The following is a 13,003-nucleotide window of genomic DNA, read 5'->3' as shown; positions in this document are numbered from 1 at the left end:
TCGCCTGGAGCGATTTTGAACAGCTTTAGCTGGCCCGCAGGGCGAAACCCAGGGACGGGTTTCGTAGCAGTATCGCGGTTGTCGGTCCGCGAACCGACTACACATAAGTGTCGCGATAGCGACACAAAGCCTTATTTAGGTTTCAAATAAACTAAATCTTTATAGTTAACCAGGAAAAAGGAATATTTTAACTATATGATTTTCTACAGTGTTTTAATGCGTTTGCCCTGCTTTTCATGACTGAAATTGTGTTTTACTGGCAAGGCGTAATTCATGCTTTACTATTATTGCTCGTTGCCAACGGTGCGCCGGTCATTGCCTGGAAATTGTTCAGAAGGCGTTTTGCATGGCCCGTAGATGCAGGTGTTATATTATCCGACGGTCGACCGTTGTTCGGAAGTTCGAAGACTTGGCGCGGCATTTTGAGCTCGATTGGCTTAGTCTCCGCCGTATCTTGGTCGATGGGTTATGGGTTGGCGGTCGGCGCCGCGTTTGGCGGGTTGGCAATGATTGGCGATTTGTCGGCTAGTTATGTCAAGCGACGACGAGGAATGGTCGAAAGTAGCCATGCACGGGGACTTGATACGATTCCGGAATCGCTGTTGCCGGTGGTTTTGTTGAAGTCGCAGTTGGCATTGAACGGGCTCGATATCGCCGCAGTTGTCTTATTATTTTTTACGATCGAAGAGTTCGTCTCGCCGATTTTATATCGCCTGCATATCCGTAAACGTCCTTACTAAATCCTTATGAGCTTAAAAGACAATCACTTGCGGGTTTTGACTTATAACATTCACAAAGGCTTTAATGTCGGCAATCGGCGGTTCGTTCTGCACCAAATCCGAGAGGCTTTGATTGCTGCGGATGCCGATTTATTGTTTTTGCAAGAAATGCAGGGCGAGCATGTGCACCGCGAAAAGAGCATTCCGGATTGGCCCGAACGTTCGCAGTTCGAATTCATCGCCGAAGGTGTCTGGCCTTATTACGCTTACGGCAAAAATGCGATCTACAATGCCGGTCATCATGGCAATGCTATTTTGAGCAAATATCCTTTCGAAAGTTACGAAAATATCAATGTGTCGCCTTTTCCGTGGGCTAGCCGAAGTTTGCTACATGGCGTGGTTCGCTTGAAAGCGGATATTCAACCATTGCACATCGTTTGTATCCATTTCGGGTTGACCGGCAAGGAGCGTCGCCTGCAAGTCGCTAAGCTTTGCGAAAGGATCGATGAGCATGTTCCGCACGATGCGCCGTTGATCGTGGCCGGAGATTTCAACGATTGGTTGGGGCAGGCCGAACGCTATTTTTACGAACACTTGGATCTCAAAGAGGTATTCAGGTCCACGCATGGCCGCTATGCCCGAACTTTTCCGGCTTGGTTGCCTATCTTGCCTATGGATAGAATTTATTTTCGGGGTTTAGTGCCGTTATTTTGCGAGCGTTTGGCTCATGCGCCTTGGCATGTATTATCCGATCATTCGCCGCTGGCGGCCACATTCGAAATATGATGAAAATGCTCGACCCTAATGAGACGTCTAAATGGAATTTACCGAATCTTTTGACCGGCTTTCGTTTTGTTGCCGCGCCTTTTTTATTGTGGCTGGCTTGGAACGGATATGCAGTAGCCTTCATGATTTTATTGGCGGTCGCTTTCTTGACCGATTTGTTGGATGGTTGGACGGCTCGTTTAACCGGACAGGTTTCAGAATTCGGCGCGGTACTCGACAGTTGGGCCGATGTTATTACCTATTTGACGATCGCGTTGAGTTGTTGGTGGTTGTGGCCCGAAATCGTTGCGCGCGAATGGTTTTATGTTATTTTGATTGTCGCCAGTTGTTTGCTGCCATCGGCGGCAGGGCTCTTGAAATTCGGCCGGTTTACCAGTTATCACACCTGGAGCGTTAAATTAGCAGCCGCTTCGATGGGGGGGAGTTTATATCTGATGTTTCTGGGCGGGCCTATTTGGCCGTTTCGCGTCGCGGCGGTTATTTGTATTTTAGCGGCTTTCGAAGAGATCGTTATTACCTTGTTATTGAAAAATCCGCGCTCCGACGTTCGTTCGCTTTGGCATGTGGTTCGAAAGGTGAAAGGTGAAAGGTGAAAGGGGAAAGGGGAAAGGGGAAAGGGCGGCTCGAGAGGGGCGTTTGGTGTTCTGCTCTTATTAAACGTAGCCCGGATTGCGCTACGCCGCTTAGATTCGCCGGAAAAGGCTCGGTTTTTTAAAGCAGAAAGTTGTGATCGGCGCTAGTCTTGAGTTTATCCTAAAAAGACCTGTTTGGCATGTGTTGTAGACCGTTCGTGCTGAGCCAAGTCGAAGCATGAAGGGGCTACAACACTTTCATCGGCTTGGTGAAACCTCAAACTACCGTTCACTCTTCGAAAGGGCTCTCCTGAGCGCATTCGAAGGGCTGAGGACGAACGGTAGTTTGAGGCTCTCAACTCTCTCAACTGCTCTTTTTAGGTTTATCGATGGGTTCTGAGAGCCGGGTGGAGGAAAGACTCGAGTTTTTGCCGGACGATGCGGGGGTTCTCGCTTTCCTGCACCGCTAAGATTCCTTCAATAATCATTTCTCGGATAAACATTTCTTCTTTATCTTTTTGTTTGAGTTTATTGCCCATCGGACTGAATACCAAGTTGCCTAATAAAGAACCGTAGAGCGTCGTTAAAAACGCTACCGCGATCGAAGGGCCTAATTGCGAAGGATCGGATAAATTGCCCATAACGCCGATTAAACCGACGACGGTTCCTATCATGCCCATGGCCGGAGCCACGCCGGCCATTGTCGACATCATTGCAATACCTGTTTGATGGCGCTGCGAAGTCATTTCATTATCGTTTTCCATGACGCGCCTCACTTCATCCGGCGCGATGCCGTCGACGACCAACATCAACGCATTGCGAATGAAAGGGTCCTTGATCTTAAGCATATCCTCTTCCAATGCCAGCAAGCCCCCTCGGCGAGCTCGGTCGGCTAATTTAACGAATAAATTAATTTGCGCATGCGGATTTGGCTTTTCCATTCTGAAGCTTTGCCAAATATATTTGGGCAACATGGCGAAGGTTTTTAGCGGGTAAGCCATCATTGTCGCACCCAGCGTACCGCCGGCGACTAAAATGATCGAAGGTCCGTTGATTAAGGAAAAAGGGTTTCCGTGGTCCAGCAATACAGCGACGGCAATCGCGCATAAGGCGACAAATGGGCCGAAGATGGTAGCAAAATCCATGTAGACAGGTTGTTTCACAGTGGCTCTATTCTATTAGTTATATGACTAAGATTGCATGGCATGATGCAAATATCTGCAAACCTCATGGCTCCAGAAAGTTATTAGTCATGAAATCCTTCGTAAAAAAGCAGATGATCTCGGTCAGAGGCCAAATGCACTCTTAATACAGGATGGTATTCATGATTTTGTACGTTTCGAGGAAATGATGAAATTCTGAATGTTGGACATTTGATAGCTGTAAAAATAGCACAGAGTTCGTCTTGTTAAATGGATTTCGGATAAAGATTGAAAATGCTTAACCCGGAAAAGACGGGATCAAAGAGTAAATCACTTACGTAACATAGCAAAACGTTACTTTATAAACTATAAACCTAAAAAGAGCAGTTGGCATGTGTTGTAGACCGTTCATGCAGAGCCAAGTCGAAGCATGAGCGGATTCCAAGCGCCCCTTTTTTGGGCGAGCATTCTAAATACCGCCCAACCTTCGATAAGGCTCAGGGCGAACGGGATTCAGAATGCTCAACATATTATTGGAAGTGCTCGCTGTCGTCGATTGATTCGCTTCAGCATCCTTCGCATCAGTTTACGAACTCGCTTCGGTGGCTTGGCCTTTAATGATATTACTGACGATGTCGATCGGTAGCGGAAATACGATCGTTGACGATTTTTCTCCGGCGATCTCGGTCAACGTCTGCAGATAGCGAAGTTGTATGGCTTGTGGCTGTTGCGCGAGTATCGTCGCGGCTTGCAATAATTTTTCCGAGGCTTGCATTTCGCCTTCCGCATGAATGATTTTCGCTCGGCGGGTGCGTTCTGCTTCGGCTTGCTTGGCGATAGCCCTTATCATGCTTTCGTCGAGATCAACATGCTTGATTTCGACATTCGCGACCTTGATGCCCCAGGCATCGGTTTGCTGGTCGAGAATGGTTTGGATGTCGATATTCAATTTGTCGCGCTCGGCCAGCATTTCGTCCAGCTCATGTTGGCCCAGCACTGAGCGAAGCGTCGTTTGAGCCAATTGGCTGGTGGCTTCGTAAAAGTTTTCGACTTGAATAATCGCCTTGTCAGGGTCGATGACTCGGAAATAAACCACGGCATTGACCTTGACCGAGACATTGTCGCGAGATATGACATCTTGCGACGGTACGTCCATGACGATGGTACGTAGGTCGACCCTGACCATTTGTTGAATGATCGGGATCACGATTATGAAGCCGGGGCCTTTGACTTTGTAAAAGCGGCCAAGCGTGAAAATCACGCCGCGTTCGTATTCACGTAAAATTCTAAATGCGCTGATCAATAACAGCAACGCGAAACTGCCGAAAATTAAACCGAAATATTCAAACATCTTTGTGCTCCTGGTTGGGCGTGGAATTAACCTCGAGGATAAGGCCGTTCCGGCCGGTTACGCGAACCCGCTGGTTTTTTTTGAGTGTTTCGCGGGTGCGGGCTTGCCAAATTTCGCTATGGATACGGACGGGGCCTAGGTCGGTAAAATCGGCAAGTGCAATACCGGTTTCGCCAAGCAATTCTTCCCGGCCGCTTACGATGGGCTTTTGCCTGGATTTTAACAACATGCCTAAGGCGAAAATCAAGAATGCTGCGCTGGTAAGCGCGAAAGCGCCGACTAAGGCAATGTCGATGCCGAATCCGGGGGCATCGGTATCCATTAGAATGACGGAACCGATCACGAACGCGGTCAAGCCGCCGAAACCGAGTATGCCGATACTAGGTACGAAGGCTTCGGCGATCATTAGTGAAATGCCTAAAAGAATCAATGCGAATCCGGCATAGTTAATCGGTAAGACTTGAAATGCGAAAAGCGCCAACAATAAGCAAATGCCGCCAATGGTGCCCGGGACGATGGCTCCGGGATTGGAAAATTCGAATATCAGGCCGTAAATTCCGGCAATAAGTAAGATATAAGCGATATTCGGATTAGTAATTACTGCCAATAATTCGCTTCGCCAGTCAGGCTCTAATGCTTGAAACGCTACATTGTCTGTCGATAAAACGATATCGCGCCCGAGTACGTTAATTTTTCGTTGATCGAGTTGTTTTAACAATTCGTATCCATCGGTAGCCAGGATATCGACAACATTGAGTTTTAGGGCCTTTTCGGCCGAAAGACTTGCCGCTTCACGAACGGCTTGTTCTCCCCAATCGGCGTTTCTGCCGCGCATTTCGGCCAGGCTTCTGATATATGCAACTGCATCGTTAATGGCTTTTTGCGCCATTGCGTTTTTAGGCGATTTGTTTGAAGAAGTCTGGTCGGCGGATTGATCTTTGCCGGGATGTTCACCCGGGGTCTCGGTTGGGCCGATTAATTGTACCGGTGTAGCGGCGCCTAGATTGGTTCCCGGCGTCATTGCGGCGATATGGCTTGCGTAAAGGATATAAGTTCCGGCGCTAGCGGCTCGTGCCCCGCCCGGTGTGACATAAGTGATCACCGGGATCGGCGAGGCGATGATTTTTTTAATGATTTGTCGCATCGACGTATCGAGGCCGCCCGGCGTGTCGAGCGTGATCAATATCGCTTTAGCTCCGGATTCGGAAGCCTTGTCCATGCTGCGCTCGATATAGTCCGAAGTCGCAGGACCAATAGCATCTTGAATGGTCAATTGTACAATCGTTGTTGCGGGAATAGCAGCTTGATTATTTTCAGCCGAGACGGAATTGATAAACAAAGCCATGACAAAAAGTAGCGGCAGGACTGTGCGGCGGTCGATGTGTCTTTTCATGAATAGCTACCTGATTATTCCAAGCAGATGCGGCTATCTCGAGTCTACGCCATGAATGGCTCATCGGCAATAGTTGTTATTTGTTCGGCTGGTGTTTGCCAGGAAAGGTGTCGAGTTTGTCGCTCTTACAGGCGGCGGATGTTGGGATGAGGCTCTAGACATTGCCATTCATGGCGCGTTTTTTCCTTAATTTAGCGCTTATGGGACCGTAAGTACCCACTCTGCCGAGGCGGGTTTTTTCTGGTTCCCACGGTACTCCGTGGGAACCCATACGTTGGCTGCCGAGGCAAGATCGGTATCCATCCTTTATGGAGGGCCGTGGGAACGAGACAAGGCCTTCCATTAAGAAAGCCAAGTTGGTTTTCAGCTAACTCCTCTCTTTATTTCTAAATTACTCCCTTTTGATTGAAAAACCGTCTAAGAATAAAAGGTATGGGATGTGTCTATCGAGGACCGCCATAAACCCATCCATGGGGGCTTCACTGCAGCTCCTTGCTGCCGACATCCTCGCTAGGCACACCCCATACCTTCATAAAGTTAACCATTTTTTGAGTATAAAGGGATTAGGAGAAGTAAGTACTCGCTCCACCGAAGGCCGATTTATTTCGCTTTTAACCGGGTCAATGCTTCGGTAACATGAGGTTCGATGGCTTTATACATGACCTGGTGCATTTTGGGGTTGCCAGCGATAATGTTGCCGGTTTCCATGTAATTATCTTGAAAGGCAAAATCGGTGGCGACGCCGCCGGCTTCCTTGATCAGCAGGATGCCGGCCGCCATGTCCCAAGGATGTAATCCGATTTCCCAAAAACCGTCGAGTCGGCCGATTGCGACATAGGCTAGATCGAGTGCTGCCGCTCCGGCACGGCGTATACCTGCGGAATCGGCATGTATGGTCCGGAACATGCCGAGGTAGGCATCGAGATGTTGCTGACTTTTAAACGGAAAACCGGTTCCGATGAGTGCGCCTTTGAGTCCGGCTTGATTGGTCACGCGGATGCGCCGGTTATTCATCATCGCGCCGCCGCCGCGTTCGGCGGTAAACAATTCATCGCGTAACGGGTCGTAAACCACGCCGAGTTCCAATTTGCCTTTGACTTGCAGAGCTATCGATACGGCATAGACAGGAAAACCGTGTAGGAAGTTGGTTGTACCGTCCAGCGGGTCGATAATCCAAACGAAATCGTTGCCTTTGTGTTCGCCGCTTTCTTCAGCCAAAATCGCGTGATCGGGAAAGGCGGTTTTAATGATTTTGATGATTTCCTGTTCGGCCATGCGGTCGACTTCGGTCGCGAAATCGTTGATGCCTTTCCGGTTGATTTGAAGTTTTCCGACATTGTCGGCCGAGCGGGAAATTATCTCACCGGCGTTTCTGGCGGCGCGCACGGCAATATTGAGCATGGGATGCATGATATTTGATATGAAGCTGAATTAGAAAATATCAATAGCATATCAAATCTTTTGTTAAAATTTTCCGTTTTTTCAAATGGCGGGGCTACGCATTGTTGTCGAATATTAAAATCGTATTGGTCGAAACCTCTCATCCCGGCAATATTGGAGCGGTTGCCCGGGCCATGAAGAATATGAACCTTAAAAATTTGGTTTTGGTTGCTCCGAAGCAATTTCCCTGCGCGGATGCCACTGCCAGAGCTTCCGGGGCGGACGATATTTTGAGTTCCGCTTTAATTTGCGACAGCTTGCAAGAGGCTGTCGCCGATTGTTCCATTGTCGTAGGAACCAGTGCTCGTTGCCGCACGATTAGTTGGCCGGAGTTGACGCCTAGAGAATGTGCTGATCTCTTGAAAACCGAAGCGCTCGACCATAAGGCTGCAATCGTATTCGGTAGAGAACACTCCGGGTTGAAAAATCATGAATTGGACCTGTGTCGTTATTTATTGCGAATCCCGTGCAACAAAGACTTCAGTTCATTAAATCTTGCCGCCGCCGTACAGGTGGTTACTTATGAATTATTCGTAGCTTCAGGCCAGGATTATGAAGTCGCTGCCGGTGATAAAGGCAAAGGCTTGTTGGCGACAGCCGCTCAGATGGAAGCGTTTTACGAGCACATGATCGAAGCGCTATCCGATATCGGCTTCATGCATCCCGATAAATCGAAGTCTGTGATGCGACGTTTGCGTAGAATCTATAACCGGGCTCGTCTAGAGAGTAAAGAGGTGGACCTATTGCGCGGAATTTTGCGAATGTCGCAAGGCAATAAAAAGAAGGGCTAATTATGTGGCGAGAAATCAAAGAGAATATCGATTGCGTGTTCGAACGGGATCCAGCAGCACAAACGGTGTTTGAAGTAATTACCGCTTATCCCGGTTTTCATGCATTGTTGATTCATAGAGTCGCGCATTTCTGTTGGCAAGCCGGTTTTCGATGGTTTGGACGCTTTATATCGCATATCGGCCGTTGGTTGACTGGGATCGAAATTCATCCGGGGGCGACGATCGGCAGACGTTTTTTTATCGATCATGGCATGGGGGTCGTAATCGGCGAAACTGCAGTGATCGGCGACGACTGTACGCTTTACCATGGTGTTACGCTAGGCGGGACCTCATGGAACAAAGGTAAGCGACATCCGACCTTGCATGACGGAGTTGTCGTGGGGGCCGGTGCCAAAGTACTAGGGCCGATTGAAATCGGCGAGGGTGCGCGCATCGGTTCGAATTCAGTCGTGTTGAAATCGGTTCCGGCGGGCGCGACTGTGGTTGGGATACCCGGACATGTGATTGATCCTAAAACCAAAAAATCCGATTCCGAGCGAAAAAAAATCGCCGCAAAAATGGGTTTCGATGCTTACGGTACCAGTGACGACATGACAGATCCTGTCGCTAAGGCAATTAATCATATGTTGGATCATATGCAAGCCGTGGACGGGCGGCTTGAAATAATGAAAAAAGCGCTAAAAGATGCCGGTATCGCCTGTCCTGACCAGTCGATTCCGGAAGATGATTATAAGAGCGATAAGTTGGATGAGATTTGAAAAGTTTAAGGGGCAAGGTGAAAGGTGAAAGATGAAAGATGAACATCTGCTGTTTTTCTTGCTCTTGGGGGACGTTATACCTTTGGCACTTCAAATTTCGGTAGTGTCCAAGGATGCGTAGGGGGGAGTGTCCGACAAATGCTTTGCCAGTACCTGCCATATGACGGGTACCTCGGTGCCGAATTTTGATTTACGATCGGTATAATCCAAATGAGTTTCTTTCAAAGTTGACTAATTTGCTTGGTTAAGTATAGTAATGCGCATTGATTTGCTATTTGAGGATTAGGTTGTGCGATTAACCACAAAAGGCCGCTATGCAGTAACAGCCATGCTTGATCTGGCTTATCACAGTCAACAAGATCCGGTTACTTTAACCGATATCGCGACTCGCCAGACTATTTCTTTGTCTTATTTGGAACAGTTGTTCGCTCGTTTACGAAGAGCAGGCATGGTTACCGGTGTGCGCGGGCCCGGCGGGGGTTATCGTCTGAGCCGTGCGGCGAGCGAGATCAATATTGCCGAAATCATTGAGGCCGTCGATGAACCGCTGGATACCACTAAATGTGCCGGCGAAGGCAATTGCCAAAACAACAAAGCGTGTTTGACTCATGACTTATGGATGGGGCTTAGCGATCAGATTCGGGGATACTTAAAAGGCATCAGCCTCGGCGATTTATTGACGAGACATCATGTTCAGGAAGTTGCCAAGCGGCAAGAACAAGATACAAAAGTGGTCGAAATTCATCGGCAACAAAGAGTCGGCGCCTAAGTTTTCAAACGCATGGTCTATCTCGATCATAATGCCACGACGCCGCTCGATGAGCGCGTTTTAGAGGCGATGCTGCCGTTTTTGAAATCTTTTTACGGTAATCCGTCGGCTCTGTATCGGATCGGTCGATTATCGCGTAGTGCGATTGAAACGGCTAGGGAGCAAGTCGCTGCGCTTGTCGGCGTCTCTCCCGGTCAGGTACTTTTTACCAGCGGAGGCACCGAATCGAATAATTTGGCATTAAACTCGATCGAAAGTCATTCGCGATTATTGATTTCCAGTATTGAACATCCATCCATTACGGAGCCAGTCGAACGCTTGCGAAATCGTAGTTGCTCGGTTGATGTTCTGGCAGTTGATGAAAACGGTATCTTCGAGCGCGAATCTTTCGCGCGATACTGTGCAAATAGACCTAATTTTGCCTCTTTGATATTGGCTAATAATGAAACCGGAGTGATACAGTCTATCGCCGAGGGGGCCGGCGTGTTGCGCGAGCAGGGAACAATAGTCCATACCGATGCGGTGCAGGCGGCCGGAAAAATTCCGTTGGTGTTCGATTCGCTCAATGTTCATTTGATGTCGATATCCGGTCATAAAATTTACGGCCCCAAAGGTAGTGGTGCGTTGATTGTCGAAAAAGGCACAGAACCGGAACCTTTGCAACTCGGCGGCGGTCAAGAACAAGGTTTCCGAGCAGGTACCGAAAATGTCGCGGCAATCGTCGGTTTCGGTAAGGCGGCAGAATTGGCCCTTTCTGAAATGCCGCAATGGCGAAATCAAATACTTGATTTAAAGCAGCTGTTGGAGCAGGGATTGGCGGAGTTGAACGCAACTATTTTTAGTCAAGCGGTAGAGCGATTACCCAATACCGTGCAATTCGGGATTGACGGCGTCGATGGTGAGATGTTGTTGATGCAACTCGATAAAAAAGGCTTTGCGGTATCGAGCGGTTCGGCTTGTGCCAGTGGTGGAGGCATGCCGAGTCCGGTCTTGACGGCGATGGGTGTTACCCGGGATTTAGCCAAAAGCGCTTTGCGCGTCAGTTTGGGTAAAGCCAATACCGAAGCGGATATTACCGATTTTGTGAAATGTTTAAAAACTATTTTGAATCGAACCTAATGTTAAGAGGTGTTGAATGGCGATTTCTTTAACCGAGAGCGCGGCAAAACAAATTAAAAAACAATTGGACAAACGCGGCAGCGGCGTGGGTTTGAAATTAGGCGTTAAAAAATCCGGTTGTTCCGGTTTCGCTTATACGATCGATTATGCCGATGAAGTTCATGAAGGCGATCGTGTGTTCGAAAAATACGGGGTCAAGGTCATTACGACGCAAGACGATCTCGCTGTGATTGATGGAATCGAGTTGGATTATCGCCGCGAAGGTATCAACGAAGCATTCAAATTCAATAATCCGAATGTCACCGGCATGTGCGGTTGCGGCGAAAGTTTTTCGGTGTGATCCCTGTCCAGAAATAGAAAATTCAAAGCGAGTACCGTAGGAAGTGCATCGCGCACCTTTCTAAGCTACCGAACTCGACACAACTCCCGGCCTAGGTGCATGATGCATACGCTGCACCTAGCGATTTATAATCCATGATAACCAGCAATTTCCCGGATATTTTGAGATTAAAAAGCAGGAACATAGATCTTTAGTATTTCGTGATAAATAACGTCCAGGAGCTATGAGCTTTGTTGAGGGTTCGGTAGCTCGCTTGACAGGACGCCGTAAATATGTCCGTGTAGGCTTGACGGCGGCTTTCCCTGCCGCCGACACCTGTCAATCGAGCAATCGAGCAATCGAACCCTCCTTAATAGGAAAATTATTTACGACCAAATTCTTAGCTAAAATCGCTTTTTTTCGGCAGTCTTGGCTAATCTCCTCATTTTGCTTCAACTCTTTTGCAGCAAAAGTCTTCATTCGGAACCTTTCGTGCTCAATCATTCTCATCTGTATACTCGACATAATTCCCGTCGATTGATACAGCCATTCGTTGCAATTATAGGCGGAGGCCCTGCCGGGCTTATGGCTGCTGAAGCGTTAAGTCAAAGCGGCGTTCGGGTCGGTGTTTACGATGCGATGCCGTCGGTCGGTCGTAAGTTTTTGATGGCCGGCAAGGGCGGTATGAATATTACACATTCCGAAGCCTACAATATTTTTTTATCGCGCTACGGTAAACGAAGCGGCGTCATCAAGCCGATGCTCGATGCGTTCGGTCCCGATCAACTTAGAAAATGGTTGCGCGATCTCGGTGTCGAAACTTTTATCGGCAGTTCCGGGCGTGTATTTCCAACCGACATGAAAGCAGCGCCCTTGCTGCGCGCCTGGTTGCATCGTCTGCGTGAAACGGGTGTTATTTTTCACATGCGTCACCGTTGGCAAGGTTGGTCCGAAACCGGCGAGTTGATATTTCTAACGCCTCAAGGCGAAAGATCGATTCGTGCCGATGCCACGGTTTTGGCATTGGGCGGTGGTAGTTGGTCGAAACTGGGTTCGGATGGTGTTTGGGTTGATTGTCTGGTTAATCGTAATATTCCTGTAGCGTCTCTTAGACCATCGAATTGCGGTTTTGAAACGGCCTGGAGCGATCGATTTCGCGAGGCTTTTGCCGGGCAAGCGGTCAAGTCTGTAGCGGTAAGCGTTAGTGCAGGCGGTATCTCGGACCCTACAAATGGAGAGTTTACTATTACGCAATACGGCGTCGAAGGCAGCTTGATTTATGCATGGTCGGCGCAATTGCGCGAGCAAATCGATGCAATCGGTGTGGCGGTGATGATATTGGATTTACTCCCCGAAACCGAGCTACAGGCACTGATAAATAAATTATCCCGGCCGCGAGGCAAAAATTCGCTGGCCAATTTCTTAAGAAAATCCGCCGGCATAAAAGGCGTTAAAGCCGCATTGCTGCGCGAATTAGCCGATGCGGACGATTATCGCGATATGCATCGATTGGCTTCAAAAATCAAAGCTTTACCGATTCGATTAACGGCAACCCGACCGCTCGACGAAGCGATCAGTAGCGCAGGCGGCGTGATGTTCGAAGCGCTCGACGACTGTTTGATGCTGAAAGACATGCCAGGCATATTTTGTGCCGGCGAAATGCTCGATTGGGAAGCTCCGACCGGCGGTTATTTATTGACGGCTTGTTTTGCGAGCGGATTTGTGGCTGGAAACGGGGTTTTGGAATGGTTGGGTGATTTAGATAGCGGTGAGCGGTAAGCAGTGAGCAGGGAAAGAGGAAAGAGGAAAGAGGAAAGAGGAAAGAGGAAAGAGGAAAGAGGAAA

The 13,003-nt window shown here is 48.6% G+C and carries 13 protein-coding genes; 9 read left to right on the top strand and 4 right to left on the bottom strand.

The genetic code is table 11. From position 1 onward, the window contains the following. Positions 1–236: 236 nt before the first annotated feature. The 3 genes from ACRJJO_RS21045 to ACRJJO_RS21035 are packed head-to-tail and all read left to right on the top strand — an operon-like array spanning position 237 to position 2,098. The gene (locus ACRJJO_RS21045; RefSeq protein WP_431067530.1) at positions 237–740 is read left to right on the top strand and encodes a CDP-archaeol synthase; all 504 of its coding nucleotides are present in this window, start codon (positions 237–239) and stop codon (positions 738–740) included. A 6-nt stretch (positions 741–746) separates the two neighbouring features. Then, positions 747–1,505 carry an endonuclease/exonuclease/phosphatase family protein gene (locus ACRJJO_RS21040; RefSeq protein ID WP_431067529.1) on the top strand — a complete coding sequence of 253 codons (759 nt, stop codon included), beginning with the start codon at positions 747–749 and terminating at the stop codon, positions 1,503–1,505. Beyond that, entirely contained in the window at positions 1,502–2,098 is a 597-nt protein-coding gene (locus tag ACRJJO_RS21035) for a CDP-alcohol phosphatidyltransferase family protein (protein ID WP_431067528.1), read from the top strand. The genes ACRJJO_RS21040 and ACRJJO_RS21035 overlap by 4 nt, the downstream gene beginning before the upstream one ends. A 362-nt stretch (positions 2,099–2,460) precedes the next feature. Here ACRJJO_RS21035 and ACRJJO_RS21030 read toward each other — a convergent pair whose 3' ends face one another. From ACRJJO_RS21030 to suhB, 4 genes are all read right to left on the bottom strand, one after another. Further along, complete coding sequence (locus tag ACRJJO_RS21030; protein ID WP_014149214.1) at positions 2,461–3,240, bottom strand: motility protein A; 780 nt, start codon at positions 3,238–3,240, stop codon at positions 2,461–2,463. A 565-nt stretch (positions 3,241–3,805) separates the two neighbouring features. After that, entirely contained in the window at positions 3,806–4,570 is a 765-nt protein-coding gene (locus ACRJJO_RS21025; RefSeq protein WP_431067527.1) for a slipin family protein, read from the bottom strand. Continuing rightward, the gene (locus ACRJJO_RS21020; protein ID WP_431067526.1) at positions 4,563–5,963 is read right to left on the bottom strand and encodes an NfeD family protein; all 1,401 of its coding nucleotides are present in this window, start codon (positions 5,961–5,963) and stop codon (positions 4,563–4,565) included. Before ACRJJO_RS21020 ends, ACRJJO_RS21025 begins: the two co-directional genes overlap by 8 nt. A gap of 600 nt (positions 5,964–6,563) precedes the next feature. Then, the gene (gene suhB, locus ACRJJO_RS21015) at positions 6,564–7,373 is read right to left on the bottom strand and encodes an inositol-1-monophosphatase (protein ID WP_431067525.1); all 810 of its coding nucleotides are present in this window, start codon (positions 7,371–7,373) and stop codon (positions 6,564–6,566) included. Positions 7,374–7,465: 92 nt separating this feature from the next. On the opposite strand from suhB, the gene ACRJJO_RS21010 reads away from it, so the two are divergent. The 6 genes from ACRJJO_RS21010 (at position 7,466) to ACRJJO_RS20985 (ending at position 12,938) form a co-directional block, all read left to right on the top strand. After that, positions 7,466–8,194, top strand: coding sequence for an RNA methyltransferase (locus ACRJJO_RS21010; protein ID WP_431067524.1), 729 nt, complete (start codon positions 7,466–7,468; stop codon positions 8,192–8,194). Between the two features lie 2 nt (positions 8,195–8,196). Continuing rightward, on the top strand, positions 8,197–8,952 hold the full coding sequence (gene cysE / locus ACRJJO_RS21005) for a serine O-acetyltransferase (RefSeq protein WP_431067523.1): 756 nt from the start codon (positions 8,197–8,199) through the stop codon (positions 8,950–8,952). Positions 8,953–9,241: 289 nt separating this feature from the next. Further along, positions 9,242–9,721 (top strand): Rrf2 family transcriptional regulator, encoded by a 480-nt coding sequence (locus ACRJJO_RS21000; RefSeq protein WP_125219062.1) that lies wholly within the window; start codon positions 9,242–9,244, stop codon positions 9,719–9,721. Positions 9,722–9,733: 12 nt separating this feature from the next. After that, positions 9,734–10,840, top strand: coding sequence for a cysteine desulfurase family protein (locus ACRJJO_RS20995; protein ID WP_431067522.1), 1,107 nt, complete (start codon positions 9,734–9,736; stop codon positions 10,838–10,840). Positions 10,841–10,856: 16 nt separating this feature from the next. Continuing rightward, the gene (locus tag ACRJJO_RS20990; RefSeq protein WP_431067521.1) at positions 10,857–11,180 is read left to right on the top strand and encodes a HesB/IscA family protein; all 324 of its coding nucleotides are present in this window, start codon (positions 10,857–10,859) and stop codon (positions 11,178–11,180) included. A 516-nt stretch (positions 11,181–11,696) separates the two neighbouring features. After that, complete coding sequence (locus ACRJJO_RS20985) at positions 11,697–12,938, top strand: TIGR03862 family flavoprotein (RefSeq protein ID WP_431067531.1); 1,242 nt, start codon at positions 11,697–11,699, stop codon at positions 12,936–12,938. The last annotated feature ends 65 nt before the right edge of the window (positions 12,939–13,003 follow it).

It is taken from the genome of Methylotuvimicrobium sp., assembly GCF_050611805.1.
GTDB lineage: Bacteria > Pseudomonadota > Gammaproteobacteria > Methylococcales > Methylomonadaceae > Methylotuvimicrobium.
The sequence above is the reverse complement of the archived record's forward strand: the minus strand, read 5'-3'. Positions and strand labels throughout refer to the sequence as shown.